This window comes from Microvirga solisilvae, assembly GCF_022808595.1.
Taxonomy (GTDB): Bacteria; Pseudomonadota; Alphaproteobacteria; order Rhizobiales; family Beijerinckiaceae; genus Microvirga; species Microvirga solisilvae.
This window is the reverse complement of record NZ_JAKUCN010000004.1, coordinates 221,349-236,271: the sequence shown is the minus strand read 5'-3', so window position 1 is coordinate 236,271 and position 14,923 is coordinate 221,349. Positions and strand designations below refer to the sequence as shown.

General features: G+C 61.9%; 12 protein-coding genes, 1 other RNA gene and 1 pseudogene. 3 read left to right on the top strand and 11 right to left on the bottom strand.

All coding sequences use genetic code 11. The annotated features are described in order from the left end of the window. Window positions 1–19 precede the first annotated feature (19 nt). The 5 genes from ftsL to MJ639_RS10840 form a co-directional block, all read right to left on the bottom strand. Window positions 20–415, bottom strand: coding sequence for a cell division protein FtsL (gene ftsL / locus MJ639_RS10860; protein ID WP_243371602.1), 396 nt, complete (start codon window positions 413–415; stop codon window positions 20–22). Beyond that, window positions 412–1,461, bottom strand: a complete 1,050-nt coding sequence (gene rsmH / locus MJ639_RS10855) for a 16S rRNA (cytosine(1402)-N(4))-methyltransferase RsmH (protein ID WP_243371599.1) — start codon at window positions 1,459–1,461, stop codon at window positions 412–414. Before rsmH ends, ftsL begins: the two co-directional genes overlap by 4 nt. After that, complete coding sequence (gene mraZ, locus MJ639_RS10850; RefSeq protein ID WP_243371593.1) at window positions 1,458–1,955, bottom strand: division/cell wall cluster transcriptional repressor MraZ; 498 nt, start codon at window positions 1,953–1,955, stop codon at window positions 1,458–1,460. The genes rsmH and mraZ overlap by 4 nt, the downstream gene beginning before the upstream one ends. 311 nt (window positions 1,956–2,266) lie before the next feature. Beyond that, window positions 2,267–2,659, bottom strand: an RNA gene (rnpB, locus tag MJ639_RS10845) — RNase P RNA component class A. A gap of 61 nt (window positions 2,660–2,720) precedes the next feature. After that, entirely contained in the window at window positions 2,721–3,509 is a 789-nt protein-coding gene (locus MJ639_RS10840) for a lytic transglycosylase domain-containing protein (RefSeq protein WP_243371591.1), read from the bottom strand. 298 nt (window positions 3,510–3,807) lie between these two features. On the opposite strand from MJ639_RS10840, the gene MJ639_RS10835 reads away from it, so the two are divergent. From MJ639_RS10835 to MJ639_RS10825, 3 genes are all read left to right on the top strand, one after another. Next, a complete protein-coding gene (locus MJ639_RS10835; protein WP_243371589.1) occupies window positions 3,808–4,086 on the top strand; it encodes a hypothetical protein in 279 nt (92 codons plus the stop codon). 85 nt (window positions 4,087–4,171) lie between these two features. Further along, window positions 4,172–4,897: a TerB family tellurite resistance protein gene (locus MJ639_RS10830; RefSeq protein WP_243371585.1), complete on the top strand. Its 726-nt coding sequence runs from the start codon at window positions 4,172–4,174 to the stop codon at window positions 4,895–4,897. A 10-nt stretch (window positions 4,898–4,907) separates the two neighbouring features. Beyond that, window positions 4,908–5,672, top strand: a complete 765-nt coding sequence (locus tag MJ639_RS10825) for an N-acetylmuramoyl-L-alanine amidase (RefSeq protein WP_243371583.1) — start codon at window positions 4,908–4,910, stop codon at window positions 5,670–5,672. Window positions 5,673–5,818: 146 nt separating this feature from the next. On the opposite strand, the gene metH is transcribed toward MJ639_RS10825, so the two are convergent. From metH to MJ639_RS10795, 6 genes and pseudogenes are all read right to left on the bottom strand, one after another. Then, on the bottom strand, window positions 5,819–9,568 hold the full coding sequence (metH, locus tag MJ639_RS10820; RefSeq protein ID WP_243371580.1) for a methionine synthase: 3,750 nt from the start codon (window positions 9,566–9,568) through the stop codon (window positions 5,819–5,821). Between the two features lie 36 nt (window positions 9,569–9,604). Beyond that, entirely contained in the window at window positions 9,605–10,165 is a 561-nt protein-coding gene (locus MJ639_RS10815; RefSeq protein ID WP_243371579.1) for a hypothetical protein, read from the bottom strand. Further along, window positions 10,162–11,150, bottom strand: a pseudogene (locus tag MJ639_RS10810) (methylenetetrahydrofolate reductase). The gene MJ639_RS10815 and the pseudogene MJ639_RS10810 overlap by 4 nt, the downstream one beginning before the upstream one ends. Beyond that, entirely contained in the window at window positions 11,150–12,163 is a 1,014-nt protein-coding gene (locus MJ639_RS10805; protein ID WP_243371576.1) for an ArsR/SmtB family transcription factor, read from the bottom strand. The pseudogene MJ639_RS10810 and the gene MJ639_RS10805 overlap by 1 nt, the downstream one beginning before the upstream one ends. A 152-nt stretch (window positions 12,164–12,315) precedes the next feature. Further along, window positions 12,316–13,197 carry a DMT family transporter gene (locus MJ639_RS10800; protein ID WP_243371574.1) on the bottom strand — a complete coding sequence of 294 codons (882 nt, stop codon included), beginning with the start codon at window positions 13,195–13,197 and terminating at the stop codon, window positions 12,316–12,318. Between the two features lie 11 nt (window positions 13,198–13,208). Further along, window positions 13,209–14,687, bottom strand: coding sequence for an AMP nucleosidase (locus MJ639_RS10795; RefSeq protein WP_423790782.1), 1,479 nt, complete (start codon window positions 14,685–14,687; stop codon window positions 13,209–13,211). Between the last annotated feature and the right edge of the window lie 236 nt (window positions 14,688–14,923).

Here is a 14,923-nt window from a genome sequence, read left to right as displayed (position 1 = left end):
GGCACGTGCAGCACGGGAGTTACCGCCTGGGAGTTTGGGTCGTCGGGGTACGGGCTTCGTTGCTCTTGTCCTTCGGCGTCGCCGTCGGTTCGAGCAGGCCGAGCGCCTGGAGCTTGAGACCGATCTCATCCTCGCGGCTCGGGCGGTTCGGCAGATCGGATAGGCGCGCAAGCTGCTGGATCTTCATGGCCTGCAGATCGAGATGCTGATCGGCCGCTGCCTGGAGACGGTCGGGCCGGTCGAGATATTGCCATTCCGCCTGAAGCACGGCGATGGATTCGCGCTCGCGCTGTACCTTCGATTTCAGCTTCGCCACCTGCTCCGAATAATAGAGCGTGTCGTACTTGACCGAATAGGCATAGCCCGCCGATGCGATGAGACTGGAGATCGCAACGATATGGAGCAGCTTGCTCATCGCCGCCCTCCCCTTTTCTCTGCCGTTTGCGGCAGTTCGGCCAGCATGGTGATGGCGCTGAGCGGCTCCTGCGGCGGCTCGCTCGTGCGTGCGCCAGCACGCAGCTTCGCGGAGCGTGCGCGCGGATTGCGCGCCATCTCGGCATCGCTCGGACCCACGGGCCCCCTCGTGACGGCGTCGAATGTCGGCTCGGGGGCCGCCATCGTCGGCATGTGGCGCGATCCGCTCGGCGTGCGTCCCGTGCGGGCCGCGAAGAATTGCTTCACGATGCGGTCTTCGAGCGAATGGAAGGTAACGACCACGAGACGTCCGCCCGGCTTCAGGATGCGTTCCGCCGCATGCAGCGCGCGCACCAATTCGCCCAGTTCGTCGTTGACGGCGATGCGAAGGCCCTGGAACACGCGCGTCGCCGGATGAATGCCGCCCGGCTCCTGACGGATCAAGGATGCCACGAGATCGGCAAGCTGGCGCGTCGTCTCGAACGGTGCGCGGCGGCGCGCCTCGATGACGGCGCGCGCCACTGCGCGAGCGCGGCGCTCCTCACCGTAATGATAGAAGATGTCGGCGAGCTCGGCCTCGGATGATTCATTGATGAGGTCGGCTGCGCTCGGTCCGTCCTGCTCCATGCGCATGTCGAGCGGACCGTCGTTGCGGAACGAGAATCCGCGCTCGGCCTGATCGAGCTGCATGGATGACACGCCGATATCGAGAACGACGCCATCGACGCTCTCGAAACCTTGCGCCTGTGCGATCTCGTCGAGATCGCCGAAGCGTCCCGGCACGAGCATCAGGCGCTTCTTGAATTTCGCGGTCAAAGCAGCGCCGCCCGCAATCGCATCGGGATCGCGGTCAACGGCAATGACTTTATTCTGAGGGTGGGCATCGAGAACGGCGCGCGTGTAACCGCCCGCGCCGAACGTGCCGTCGATGAATAAGCCGCCGCGCTTTACATCAAGCGCGTCGCACACCTCCGCCAGGAGCACAGGAACGTGACGGGTCGGTCCGCCAGCGGCTCCGGCTTCTGGGCCGTCGCCGCGTCCCATCATTGCTCCTGCACTCCTGGTGAGATGTTCTGCACCATACGCGGTTCCACGATCCTGGCTCCAAGAGTTTTCTTCAGGTCTCTGACCTTCGTGCGCGCCTCCTCCAAGTGCGCACGGAAACGCTCCGGCTCCCAAATCTGGAACTTGTGACCGAGGCCGACGAACGTCACCGTATCGCCAATCCCGGCATGTACCTTCACTGAGTCCGTCAGGATGACACGCCCCTCCGGATCGACTTTCAAGATTTCGCTGGTCCCGAACAACGCGGTCGACAGCTGATCCCGTTCGTCCGAATAGGGCGACAGCGTCGACAAGAACGCATCGATTTCGTTCAGAAGCGTGTTGCCACCTGCGTCCAAGGCCTGCGCATCGAGCGCCGGATGAACGTAGAGACCCTCGAATCCATCGCGGGCCAAGACGGCCCGGAAGGATGCGGGGATCGAGACGCGACCCTTCGAATCCAACTTGTTGGTGAAATTGGACACGAAGCGGTTCATTGGCCGCAGCTCGCAAGCTCCCGATTGTCAGCCCCCCGACAGGCCTTGTCAGCCTGCCACCCGTTCTCGGCGAAAACGCCTCTTTCCGAAGCCCAATGTCAGCACATCTGGTGCGTCTGACATTCCCTTCGGAAGACACCGTCAACGGGATGATTTGGGATAACATGGGATAATATGGGCGTCAACGGAACGAGGATGGGGCGCACACCTTGCTGCATGCAACACACATGAGACGCAAATAGGGTTAATGAATCGTAAGCAAGCCAAGGGTTTGGCTCGCTTTGTCGCAGTTTTCGGCCTGTGGAAAAGAAGGGGTCAGCCGGCCTGTAAGCCGGGTTCTGTATGGCCCAAGGTTTAACCCTTGAACGTGGCGGCCATTCCTCTGGGACGGTCATTGCTGACCGCCTCAAGCAACCAACCCGGACGACCAGCCTGGAAGCAGGCCTGGCGCGAACGCCTGTCGTCCCTATTCGGTTTTGCTCCTGGTGGGGTTTACCGTGCCGTCCGCATTACTGCGTCCGCGGTGCGCTCTTACCGCACCCTTTCACCCTTACCCTGGGAATCCGAAGATTCTTGCAGGGCGGTCTGCTCTCTGTGGCACTATCCCTGGGGTCGCCCCCGCCGGACGTTATCCGGCACCTTACTTCCATGGAGCCCGGACTTTCCTCCCCGAGCAAGCTCGAAGCGGCCGCCCGGCCAGCTGACGGTTGGGATGTGGTGCGAAACAGAGGCCTGCGTCAAGGCCGAAGGCTGTTTGACTGACGGTTATTCGGCTGCCGCCGTGATCACCTTGACCTTTGCGCAATAGGCGCGCGAAGCGCTGGTCATGGTCGTCGTGCGATGACCGAACTGATAGCGCAGGATCGTGCCGCAGGTATCGCCGCCTGCAAGCTTGTAGGCTTGAGCGAGATATTTCAGGCCATAACGGAGATTGGTTTCCGCATCCATCAGACCCGCCACATCGCCCTTGTAGCCCAGCGACTGAGCCGTGCGATAATTGATCTGGGTCAGGCCAATATTGGGACCGTTGCGGGCACCGGGATTGTAGCGGCTCTCGAGGCGAACCACCGCATCAGCCAGCTCATACGACAAGCCGTTCTCGGAAGCGTAGCGTGCGATGAGGGGCTTGAGAGCGCTGGCCTTGGCGGCATCGGCCCGCTGAGAGCGCGACAATGCCGGAAGAGCATCCGGCAGAGAGGCGGTCTCTTCCGCGCCGACCTCTTGAACAGCATCCTTCGCCTTGACTGCTGCCTTCTCCACCACGGCCTTTTCGGGCGCGGGCATCTTGGCGGCAGCTACAGCTTCCTTGGCTTTCTTCTTGTCGGCTGTCTTGCTGGTCTTGGCAGCCTGAGCCTCCTCGGCAGCGATGGCTTCCTCTTCTTCCTTCTGAGCAGCAGCGGCTGCCTTCTGCTCTTCAAGCTGAGCGCGCACCAGCGCCTCGGCCCGATCAGGAGAAATAAGGCCATCCTCGGCTTGCGCGACAGTCCCGAGGCCAAGTGTAACCACGCCAAGAATCGCAATGGTCGAGGCTCTCAGGCAATGCTGCCAAGTCATACTAAAACTCCAAATGGCATCAGCCCCGGGGAGGCGGTGGGTGGCCGTCAAATAAGGCAAAGTTGTGGCTATGCAAGTCTTAAATGTGTCCGAGATCTGCTCAAGCTCAACAGTGATTCTACGTCAAACCCAAGCAAATAAAGGCGCGTAATAGCCTCAAAGCATCGGTCACAATTTTTTCTACAGCTCATTTAAGGCGCAAGGAACTTTGTCCACGGGTCGGGAGTTGGCCTGAGCGTAAGGTCAAGCTAAGGATGAAGCTGGGCCGTTAAAGCCCGCTAGATACAGGGAAGCCTCCATGAAAAAGATCATTACCGCGATTGCCGCCGGTGCTCTCACCCTCTCGATGGCCGCTTGCAACACTCCTGGTGAGCGTGCAGTCGGTGGTGCCGCCATCGGCGGTCTGGCTGGCGCGGCTATCGGCGGCGCTGCAACGGGCACTGCAGGCGGTGCTCTGGCTGGTGCTGCCATCGGCGGCGCTGGTGGTGCAATCGTCGGCGCCAGCACGGCTCCGCGCGGCCCGGCATGCCCCTACGGCACCTATCAGGACATGTACGGCAACGTCTACTGCCGCTAAGAGCGTCCTCACATTGAATTTAAGGGGTCGAGATCTTCTCGGCCCCTTTTCTTTTGGGCGAAGTTAAGCGACGACTAGGCTCATCATGATTCAGTCGATTTGGGGTAAGCTCAGTGGTGCCGGCATCGGCCTGGCGCTCGGAGGGCCGATTGGCGCTCTCCTGGGCGGTGTTGCCGGCCATGTTCTCATCGATCGCGAAGGCGCATTGTTCGGTAAGCCGCCGCGCGACGTGCTGTTCACCATGGGTCTCGTGGCGCTCGCCGCGAAGATGGCGAAGGCCGACGGCGTCGTGGTGGATGTGGAGGTGAAGGCCTTCGAGCAGATCGTCGAGGTGCCGGAGAGTGAGCACGCCCGCGTGCAGAGCCTCTTCGAACTCGCGATGCAGACCTCCGACGGCTTCGAGTCTTACGCCCGGCAGATCGGCACGGAGTTCAAGGACGAGCCTGCCCTGCTCGAGGACGTGCTCGACGGCCTGTTCCACATCGCCAAGGCCGACGAGGCGGTGCACGAGGCCGAATATGTCTATCTCAAAAGCGTCGCGACGATCTTCGCGTTTTCAGAAACCGATTTCGAGCGCATCGCCGCACGCCATGTGCGGCGGGCAGACGATCCTTATCTCATCCTCAAGGCTGATCGCTCCATGAGCGACGAGGAATTGAAGCGCCACTATCGCCGCATGGTGGCCGAGAACCATCCCGACCGGGAAATCGCCCGCGGCCTGCCGCCGGAAGCGGTGAAGATCGCAACGGAACGACTGGCCGCGATCAATGCCGCATGGGAGCGCATCGCCTCAGAGCGAAATCTCAGGTAACGAGATGAGCATGTCTCTTTCTCCCGAGAGCCCTGTCGCCACGAAGGTGTTTCCTTCACCCAATCACGGGGAGCGGAAGGACGGACAGCGGCCGACCATGCTGATCCTGCACTATACGGGCATGCCGGACGAAGGCGAGGCTCTGCAATGGCTCTGCAATCCGGTCTCGCAGGTCTCGGCGCATTACTTCGTCTTTGGCGACGGGCGCGTGCTGCAGCTCGTGCCGGAATCCCGCCGCGCCTGGCATGCTGGCGTCTCCTTCTGGGACGGCGAGACGGATATCAACTCCGCCTCCATCGGCATCGAGATCGCCAATCCCGGCCATCCCGGCGGCATGCCCGCCTATCCCGACGCGCAGATCGACAGCGTGATCGCACTCACGAAGGATATCGCGGCCCGCTGGCGCATTCCCGCAACCCGCGTGCTCGGACATTCCGACGTGGCGCCCGGACGCAAGGTCGATCCGGGCGAGAACTTTCCTTGGCCACGCCTGCACGAAAACGGCATTGGCCATTGGGTGCAGCCCGCGAATTTGAACGACGGACGCTTCTTCGCGCGCGGCGATCAGGGCATGCCCATCGAGGCGTTGCAGGCGATGCTGGCCATGTACGGCTACGGCGTGAAGATCAACGGCGTGTTCGACGAGGACACGGAGAAGGTCGTGACCGCCTTCCAGCGCCACTTCCGCCCCGAGCGCGTGGATGGCGTGGCGGACGCCTCCACAATCACCACCCTGCGCGACCTGATCGCCAAGCGGCCGCATGTCGTTAGATGATGCACACCACTGTCATCCCCGCCAAGGCGGGGATCCATAAACACCACAGCTCAAAGAAAAGCGATTAGCGTCGCAGTTCCTCCTGCAACGCTAGCGGTTACGGATTCCGGGCTCCGCTGCGCGGCCCCGAAATGACGGCGAAATTCTTACTCCGCCGCCATCGGTCTGTAGCTTGCCGGATCGTAGTTGAGGATCGGGCCGAGCCAGCGCTCGACTTCCTGCACGCTCATGCGCTTGCGCTCGGCGTAATCCTCCACCTGATCGCGCTCCACCTTCGCCACGCCGAAGTAATAGGCTTCCGGATGCGCGAGGTAGAGGCCCGACACGGAGGAGCCGGGCCACATGGCGTAAGACTCAGTGAGACTCACGCCGATGCGGCGCTCGGCTTCGAGGAGGCTGAAGAGCGTCGCCTTCTCCGTGTGATCGGGCTGCGCGGGGTAGCCGGGCGCCGGACGGATGCCGCGATACTCCTCGCGGATGAGATCCTCATTCGACAGGTTCTCGTCAGGCGCATAGGCCCAGAATTCCTTGCGCACACGCTCATGCATGCGCTCGGCAAAAGCTTCCGCGAGACGGTCGGCAAGCGCCTTCACGAGGATCGAACGGTAATCGTCATTCGCGCGCTCGAATTTCTCGGCGATACGTACTTCCTCGATGCCGGACGTGACGACGAAGGCGCCGATCCAGTCGGGCTTGCCGCTCTCGGCGGGCGCGACGAAATCGGAGATGCACATGTTGGGTTTGCCGTCGCGCTTCGAAAGCTGCTGTCGCAGGCCGTGGAAGGTGGCGAGCGTCTCGCTGCGGCTCTCGCCCGTATAGAGGCGGATGTCGTCGCCGACCGCATTGGCGGGCCAGAAGCCGATGATGGCTTTCGGGTTGAACCAGCGCTCCTCGACAAGCTGCTTGAGCATGCCTTGCGCATCCTCCCACAGCTGACGCGCGGCAGGACCCTGCTTCTCGTCGTCGAGGATCGCGGGGAAGCGGCCCTTCAGCTCCCAGGTCTGGAAGAACGGCGTCCAATCGATATAGGGAACGAGCTCGCCCACATCGTAGCTGCGGAACACGCGCGCGCCGGTGAAGGTAGGCTTGGGAGCGTCATACGAAGCCCAATCGATCTTCATGCTATTGGCGCGTGCCTTCTCGATGGGAAGGCGCTGCTTGTCGGCCTCGGAACGGGCATGGGCATCCGCCACCTTGCGGTATTCGCTGCGCAGGGTCTCGACGTAGTTGTCGCGCATGTCGTGCGAGAGCAGCGACGAGACCACACCCACCGCGCGGCTCGCATCCGTCACGTAGACGGCCTGGCCCTTGTTGTAGTTCGGATGAATCTTCACCGCCGTATGCACGCGGCTCGTGGTGGCACCGCCAATGAGGAGCGGAATGTCGAAGCCTTCGCGCTCCATCTCGCTTGCCACATGCACCATCTCGTCGAGAGACGGCGTGATGAGGCCGGAGAGGCCGATCACATCGACATTCTCCTTGCGCGCGGTCTCCAGGATCTTTTGCGCCGATACCATGACGCCGAGATCGATGACTTCGTAATTGTTGCAGGCGAGAACCACGCCGACGATATTCTTGCCGATATCGTGCACGTCGCCCTTCACGGTCGCCATCAGAACCTTGCCGGCGGCGGAACGTGCCTCGCCTCCATTGGCAGCTTTCTCCTCCTCCATGAAGGGCATGAGATAGGCCACCGCCTGCTTCATCACACGCGCGGACTTTACCACCTGCGGCAGGAACATCTTTCCTGCGCCAAAGAGATCGCCCACCACGTTCATGCCCGCCATGAGTGGACCTTCGATCACATGCAGCGGACGCTCGGCCGCTTGGCGCGCCTCTTCCGTATCCTGCTCAATGAACTCGGTGATGCCGTTGACGAGCGCATGCTCGATACGCTTCTCGACCGGCCAGGAGCGCCATTCGAGATCGGCGGCCTTCGAGGCACCCGCGCCATCGCCCTTGAAGCGGGGTGCCGCCTCCAGCAGGCGCTCCGTCGCGTCGGGGCGACGGTTGAGCACCACATCCTCGCACAGCTCACGCAGCTCCGGATCGATCTGCTCATAAACCGCAAGCTGGCCCGCATTCACGATGCCCATATCCATGCCGACCTTGATGGCATGGAACAGGAACACGGAATGCATCGCCTCGCGCACGGGCTCGTTGCCTCGGAAGGAGAACGAGAGGTTCGACACGCCGCCCGAGATGTGAGCATGCGGCAGCGTCTCGCGGATGATGCGCGTCGCCTCGATGAAGTCGACGCCGTAGCCGTTGTGCTCCTCGATGCCGGTGGCAACTGCGAACACGTTCGGATCGAAGATGATGTCTTCCGGCGGGAAGCCAACCTTCTCGGTCAGGATCTTGTAAGCCCGCGTGCAGATCTCGACCTTGCGGTCCTGCGTGTCGGCCTGTCCCGTCTCGTCGAAAGCCATGACCACGACGGCGGCGCCATAGGAGCGGCAGATCTTCGCCTGCGCGATGAACGCTTCTTCGCCCTCCTTCATGGAGATCGAGTTCACGATGGCCTTGCCTTGCAGGCACTTGAGACCGGCCTCAATGACGTGGAACTTGGACGAATCCACCATCACCGGCACGCGGGCGATATCGGGCTCGGCCGCGACGAGGTTGAGGAACTCCACCATCGCCTTCTCGGAATCGAGCAGGCCTTCGTCCATGTTGACGTCGATCACCTGCGCGCCGTTCGCCACTTGATCGCGGGCCACGTCGAGCGCCGCGGCATAATCATTGTTGGTGATGAGCTTGCGGAACTTGGCCGAGCCGGTGACGTTCGTGCGCTCGCCCACATTCACGAAGGGAATGTCGGAGGTAAGTGTGAATGGCTCGAGGCCGGACAGGCGCATGAGCGGCTTGAGCTTCGGCAATGCGCGCGGGGTCTTGCCCGCAACGGCCTCGGCAATGGCCTTGATATGCGCGGGCGTGGTGCCGCAACAGCCGCCGACCACGTTGACGAGGCCAGCATCCGCGAATTCCGCGAGCATACGCGCGGTGGCTTCGGGGCTCTCGTCATAGAGGCCGAACTCGTTCGGCAGGCCCGCATTGGGATAGGCGCAGACGAAGGTATCGGCGACCTTGCCGATTTCCTGGATGTGAGCACGCATCTCGCGCGCGCCTAGCGCGCAGTTGAGGCCGATGGAGAACGGCTCCGCGTGACGCACGGAATGCCAGAAGGCCGTCGGTGTCTGGCCCGAGAGCGTGCGGCCGGACAGGTCCGTAATCGTTCCCGAAATCATGACAGGCAGCGTCACGCCCGTCTCTTCGAAAACCTGATGCGTGGCGACGATGGCAGCCTTCGCGTTCAGCGTATCGAAGATCGTCTCGATGAGGATGATCTCGGCTCCGCCGTCCATGAGCCCCCTCACCTGTTCGGCGTAAGCATCGCGCACCTGATCGAAGGTCACGGCGCGGTAGCCCGGATTGTTCACGTCCGGCGAGATGGAGAGCGTGCGGTTCGTCGGGCCGATGGCACCAGCCACGAAGCGGCGGCGGCCATCTTCCTTCTGTGCGATGATCGCAGCCTCGCGGGCAAGGCGCGCGCCTTCGTAGTTCAGCTCGTAGACAATCTCCTCCATGCCATAATCGGCCTGGGCGATGGAGGTGCCGGAGAATGTGTTCGTCTCGACGATATCCGCGCCCGCGCGGAAGTAGTCGAGGTGCACATTGCGAACCGCGTCCGGCTGCGTAAGGATCAGGAGATCATTGTTGCCCTTGACGTCGTGGCTCCAGTCCTTGAACCGCTCGCCACGAAAATCCTCTTCCGAGAAACGCGAGCGCTGAAGTTCCGTACCCATAGCGCCATCGAGCACGAGAATGCGCTTGGAGGCAGCTTCACGAAGTGCCTTGAGAATTTCAGCGCCGTTGGCGCGGCGAGGTTCAAACATCATCATCTCTCATTGGGTCAGACTGACTGCCGCAATTCATTCTATGCATTGGATTTTACAATCTTGGACAGAGCGGTCCTTAAGACTGCAAGTTGTTAAAGAGCCGTTCCGCGGTTTCGGGATAGTTTCTGAGACCGCCTCTATGGGGAGGTCGCTTTTTGTGAAGCGGCACGATTGCTTCACCTCAAGAAAAAGCTCATATCCGTCACGGTACTGGCAGATAATCTCTGCTGCCACGCCATCTCCTCGGAAGCTCTTTTCTTTAGAGCTGTCATGAACGAACAATGCAAAAGCCTGCAAGGTCCGGCTTTCCCAATGGGATTTCTTTTCGAGAGATCCATGTGGTGTTGCTTCGGCCGGGCAATGCGCCTGACCATTCATGACCCACGGAAGATACCAAGTTCCCGCCGCTTTGGCAGCCCGCTCTCGTTCCGCAGCTTCGCGTGCGTATTTTTCATTAAGCCTTAGCCTTTCCTGTCGGACCTCTTCAGGAATCGTCTCTCTAGGAGGCACGCTTTGAGCCCAAGCGGCACCGATCCCTAATGCACAGGCGGCGAGTACCCACAGAGGGAAGCTATGACGCAGAACGGAGATCATGCAGCAGCCTTCACGCTCTGATCGCGCAGCCCGAGCAGGTGGCAGATCGCATAGACGAGATCGGCGCGGTTCATGGTGTAGAAGTGGAACTCGTTGACGCCACGGTCGAGAAGATCGAACACCTGTTCCGCAGCAACGGCGGCGGCGATGAGCTTTCGCGTTTCCACATCGCTATCGAGGCCCTCGAAGCGGGCAGCGAGCCAATCGGGAACGCTCGCGCCGGTCTTGGCCGCGAAATTCGCCGTCTGCTTGAAGTATCGAGGCCCTCGAAGCGGGCAGCGAGCCAATCGGGAACGCTCGCGCCGGTCTTGGCCGCGAAATTCGCCGTCTGCTTGAAGTTCTGCACAGGCACGATACCCGGCACGATCGGGATGTCGATGCCGCGCGCGCGGACCCGGTCGAGATAGCGGAAGTAGTGATCGTTATCGAAGAAGAACTGGGTGATGGCGCGGTCCGCACCGCAATCGACCTTGGCTTTCAGCACATCGATATCGGCATCGAGGGACGCGGCCTCGGGGTGCTTTTCAGGATAGGCGGAAACGGACACCTCGAAATCGCCGATGCTCTTGATGCCAGCCACGAGATCGCAGGTCTGCTTATATCCGCCCGGATGAGCCTCATAGGCTGTGCCGAGACCGCCGACCGGATCACCGCGCAGGGCCACCACGTGGCGCACACCCGCATCCCAATAGGAGCGGACGACATCATCCACCTCGTCCTTCGTCGCGGCGACGCAGGTGAGATGCGCGGCGGGCTTGAGATGCGTTTCCTTCACGAGGCGCGACACGGTGGCATGCGTGCGCTCGCGGGTGGAGCCGCCCGCGCCATAGGTAACGGACACGAATTGAGGATTGAGCGGCGCGAGACGTTGGATCGAGGCCCACAGCGTCGTCTCCATCTCGGGCGTCTTCGGCGGAAAGAACTCGAAGGACACTTTGATGGCCGCAGAGGCTTGCCTGCTGGGACGAAGGGTCAGGGGTGACATCAGGCAACCTCTTTATTGGGCTCGGACAAAGGCCAATCCGTCATGGCGCGGCGGTCCTGTCCAAGCCAAAGCGAAACGGTGAGTTTGTCATCGCCCTTCTTGGGCGGTGCGATTTCTTTGGTGAGCGTGCAATCGAGACCCGCTTCATCGAGCCAGCCCGCCACCTGCGATGGCGCGAAGCCAAGGCGGCGATGGGCCTGCGCCTCGCGCAGGAATTCCAGCTTATGCGGCGCGAAATCCACCACGAGAATGCGCCCGCCGGGTGCGACCAGCCGCGCGGCTTCGCGGATCGCGCGCGCGGGATCGTCCAGGTAATGCAACACCTGATGGATGATCACGAGATCAAAGGTGTCGCGCGGGAATGGCGGTGCATAGATGTCGCCCTGGCGCAGCTCGATGCCGCGCAGCCCCGCCTTTTCGAGATTGGCGCGCGCGACGGAGAGCATGGCGTGGCTCGCATCGAGTCCCACGGTGCGGCTCGCACGCGGCGCGAGAAGCTGCAGCATGCGGCCCGTGCCGGTGCCGAGATCGACGAGATTGCGGATCGCCTTCTGGCCGAGCGCGTCGACGACTGCCGCCTCCACCACATTATCGGGAGCGTGGAGCGAACGCAGGCGATCCCATTCCGGCGCAAGGCGCGAAAAGTAAGCCTGCGCCGCCTGCGAGCGCTGCGCGCGAACGCCTTCGAGGCGCGTGCGGTCTTCCAGCAATTGCGGATCGGACCGGTCGAGGCTCTCGAGTGTCGGGCGGATGATCTTGAGCGCCGTGCCCTTGTCGGTGAGACGGAAGAAGGCCCAGGCCCCTTCCCGGTGCCGCTCTACGAGCCCCGCTTCCACGAGCAGCTTCAGATGGCGGGAAATGCGCGGCTGGGACTGACCGAGAATGTCGGTGAGATCGGAAACGGACAACTCGCCTTCCGCCAGCAGGGCGAGAATGCGCAGACGCGTTTCCTCAGCGGCGGCCCGCAGGACATCCAGCGTCAGATCCAGCGATGGAGCTTCTTTGTCAGCCATGAGCAAAACTCGCTCTTACATATAAAGATATATTTATATCTCTTTTGGAGAAAGAGCAAGCAAAGGTTTAGCGTCCTCTCCAAGTGGAAGAAACGAGCCAAGCCATTAAATTTAAATGGAATTCTCAGATAACAGGGTCGGTTCCGACCCTGTCAGATCCTGGATTGCCTGACCTTGGCCTTGTTGGCCGCCACCACGAGCAGGAACACCGCCCCGGCCACGAACCAAGCCGAGAGAGCGATCGGCTCCCGGTTGAGGATTGCGGCGATGAGAAGCGTCACGAAGGTCTGGAGGAGCTGAACCTGGCTGACATGGGCAATGCCGCCCAATGCCAGGCCCGCATTCCAGGCGAAGAAGCCGAGATACTGGCTCATGAGAGCCACATAGACGAAACCGATCCAACTCCAGGCGGGAATGGCGGCAGGCTCCTCCGGCATGGACAACAGCGCTACCGGCACCGTGACCGGTAGGGCCACCACGAGGACCCAGGAGATCACCTCCCACCCGGCCATGCCTTTGCGCACCAGCTTGCCGGAGATCACATAGCCCAAAGCCGATGCGAGGGCCGCAGCGAGCAGGAACAGGTCCCCTACCCCCAGCGAACCGCCGCCCTCATAAAACGTGAAGCCGATCACGAGTCCCGCGCCGGCCAAGGCCGCCACCCAGAAGGCCGGGCTCGGACGCTCACCGGCAATGAGCGTGCTGATGGCGGATGTGGCAAGCGGCAGGATGCCGAGCACGACACCGCCATGGGAAGCGGGAACGCTCTTCATGGCGAGCGCCGTGAAACCGGGGAAACCTGCAACGAGGCACAGGGCCGCCAGCGCCAGGGTGAGCGCAAGGCGCGGCGTCGGCCACGGCTTGCGCAAGACGAGCAGAGTCGCGAGCGCGAGAAGCCCCGCGACCGCCGCACGACCCGTCGTGACGAAGAGCGGGCTCAGATGCTCGACGGCGATATGCGTGAAAGGCAGAGTGCCGGCGAAGATGCATACGCCGACAAAGCCTAGAGCAAGCCCCGTACTCTCTCGTGACATGAAACGGCAGCTTACCGGAACGGAGGTTCGTCGAAGCTGCGCAGCTTTCGCGAGTGCAAAGATGAGCGCTGTCCGCGCAGAATATCGAGAGCGGACAGACCGATCATGAGATGCTCGCTCACAGCGCGCTCGTAGAACGCATTCGCCGCGCCGGGCAGCTTGATCTCGCCGTGCAGCGGCTTGTCAGAGACGCAGAGCAGCGTGCCATAGGGAACGCGCAGACGATAACCCTGGGCCGCGATGGTGCCGCTTTCCATGTCCACCGCGATGGCGCGGGAGAGATTGATCTGGCGGCGCTCCTGGCTCCAGCGGAGCTCCCAGTTACGATCGTCGTAAGTCACAACCGTGCCGGTGCGCAGGCGGCGTTTGAGTTCATCGCCCTGCTCGCCGGTGACCTTCACGGCAGCGTCCTGCAACGCGACCTGGATTTCGGCGAGGGCCGGCACCGGAATGTCCGGCGGCACGGCGCCGTCGAGAATGCTATCGCGGCGAAGGTAACCATGCGCGAGAACGTAATCGCCGATGGATTGCGATTGGCGCAAGCCGCCGCAATGACCCACCATGAGCCAGCAATGCGGGCGCAGCACCGCAAGGTGATCGGTGATGTTCTTCGCATTCGACGGACCGACGCCGATATTCACGAGCGTGACGCCCTGCCCGTCTTTCCGCATCAGATGATAAGCCGGCATCTGGAATCGGTGCCACGGCGAGGACGCGATCAGCTCTTCGACCGCCGTCTCGCTCAAGCCCCGCTCGATGGTGATGCCGCCCGGCAGAACGAGCTTGCTGTAAGGCCCGCTCTCGTCTGCCAACTCCTTCACCGCCCAGCGGACGAACTGGTCGACATAGCGGTGATAGTTGGTCAACAGAATCCAAGGCTGGACCGAGCGCCAGTCGCTGCCGGTGTAATGCACGAGGCGGCGCAGAGAATAATCTACGCGCGCGGCGTCGAAGAGCGAGAGCGGACGTGGCCCGTCATCTTGAAAGATCCAGGTGCCGTCTGCAATCTCGTCGCCGACCTTCGCGAGAAGCGGCGTCGGGAAATGCTGCGCGAGCTCGGCGGCCGAATGCGCGCCGCGTCCCAGCTCATCGCCGCGTTCGAAAATGTAAGGGTAGGGAATTTCCTGATCGCTGACGCCGACCTCGATAGTGGCGCCGTAATCGCGCACGAGATAATTGAGCTGCTCAAGGAGATAGTTCTTGAAGAAGGCCGGTTGCGTGATCGTCGTCGCATGAATCCCAGGGCTCTGGAACTTGGCATAGGCGCGCTGTTTCACAGGCGGCACGGAGGTGGCCCGATAATCGACCCTCAGTTCGGGATAGCGGAAGCGCGAGCGCTCAAGGGGCGTGGGCGGAGTATGGGTCGCGAAGAAATGCTCAAGGGCATGACGCTGCGCGTCGACCGCGCTGTCATGGAGCTGGATCAGCCGCTCGACGGCTTCTTCAGGCGTTGCAACGGATTGGAAGGCTGGATTCAGATCAGTGGGCACGTGATAAGTCTCTTCTTATGTTTCGTGCCTCAAGGGTCATACACCTTTTTCGCAAAAAACCCAAATCGCCTGCATTTTCCTGCCCTCACCTCTTCCCTTGGCAAAAGCCATGGGGATCAGCTAAGTTCCCGATACGGTCGGAGGCGACCGGCAGCCCGCACCCTGAAAGGGGCATGGCGAATGCCTCCCTGTGATCTTACCCTGTCGTTTCAACGTCGGGCGAGGACGTCGGCAAT

Bases quoted from the DNA above. Each gene is read 5' to 3' on its own strand.
- ftsL (WP_243371602.1), bottom strand. From the start codon at position 415: ATGAGCAAGCTGCTCCATATCGTTGCGATCTCCAGTCTCATCGCATCG.
- rsmH (WP_243371599.1), bottom strand. From the start codon at position 1,461: ATGATGGGACGCGGCGACGGCCCAGAAGCCGGAGCCGCTGGCGGACCG.
- mraZ (WP_243371593.1), bottom strand. From the start codon at position 1,955: ATGAACCGCTTCGTGTCCAATTTCACCAACAAGTTGGATTCGAAGGGT.
- MJ639_RS10840 (WP_243371591.1), bottom strand. From the start codon at position 3,509: ATGACTTGGCAGCATTGCCTGAGAGCCTCGACCATTGCGATTCTTGGC.
- MJ639_RS10835 (WP_243371589.1), top strand. From the start codon at position 3,808: ATGAAAAAGATCATTACCGCGATTGCCGCCGGTGCTCTCACCCTCTCG.
- MJ639_RS10830 (WP_243371585.1), top strand. From the start codon at position 4,172: ATGATTCAGTCGATTTGGGGTAAGCTCAGTGGTGCCGGCATCGGCCTG.
- MJ639_RS10825 (WP_243371583.1), top strand. From the start codon at position 4,908: ATGTCTCTTTCTCCCGAGAGCCCTGTCGCCACGAAGGTGTTTCCTTCA.
- metH (WP_243371580.1), bottom strand. From the start codon at position 9,568: ATGTTTGAACCTCGCCGCGCCAACGGCGCTGAAATTCTCAAGGCACTT.
- MJ639_RS10815 (WP_243371579.1), bottom strand. From the start codon at position 10,165: ATGATCTCCGTTCTGCGTCATAGCTTCCCTCTGTGGGTACTCGCCGCC.
- MJ639_RS10805 (WP_243371576.1), bottom strand. From the start codon at position 12,163: ATGGCTGACAAAGAAGCTCCATCGCTGGATCTGACGCTGGATGTCCTG.
- MJ639_RS10800 (WP_243371574.1), bottom strand. From the start codon at position 13,197: ATGTCACGAGAGAGTACGGGGCTTGCTCTAGGCTTTGTCGGCGTATGC.